Here is a 353-nt window from a genome sequence, read left to right as displayed (position 1 = left end):
AGAAGGCACATGGAGCTTCAAGTCATATGACAAGCCGTCTGAAACCATCAATGGAGCGGACGCCCACTTTATCGGTACTTGGGAATTCACCCCAACCCCAACTTACAAAGCTACTCACGAGTTTGTCAGTGGAACTCCAGGTAAAGAGCTTCCACAAGAAGTAAAAGATCTGCTTCCAGTAGCTCAAACAGACTTGAAAGATGGTAGTCAAGCAACGCCAATGCAACCAAGTAAAACAGAGGTTAAGACAACAGAAGGCACTTGGAGTTTCAAATCATACGATAAGACTTCTGAAACCATCAATGGAGCAGACGCACACTTCGTAGGAACATGGGAATTCACCCCAGCGCCAA

Annotated in this window: 1 protein-coding gene; it reads left to right on the top strand. The window is 45.9% G+C overall.

Annotated features, from left to right (window positions below):
* On the top strand, positions 1-353 hold a 353-nt coding region (locus HMPREF2780_RS08360), incomplete at both ends, for an SHIRT domain-containing protein (RefSeq protein WP_233994390.1).

Source organism: Streptococcus sp. HMSC062B01, from assembly GCF_001811085.1.
Lineage (GTDB): Bacteria > Bacillota > Bacilli > Lactobacillales > Streptococcaceae > Streptococcus > Streptococcus gordonii.
Note: the sequence above shows the minus strand (reverse complement) of the source record. Positions and strands in the feature narration are given on the sequence as shown.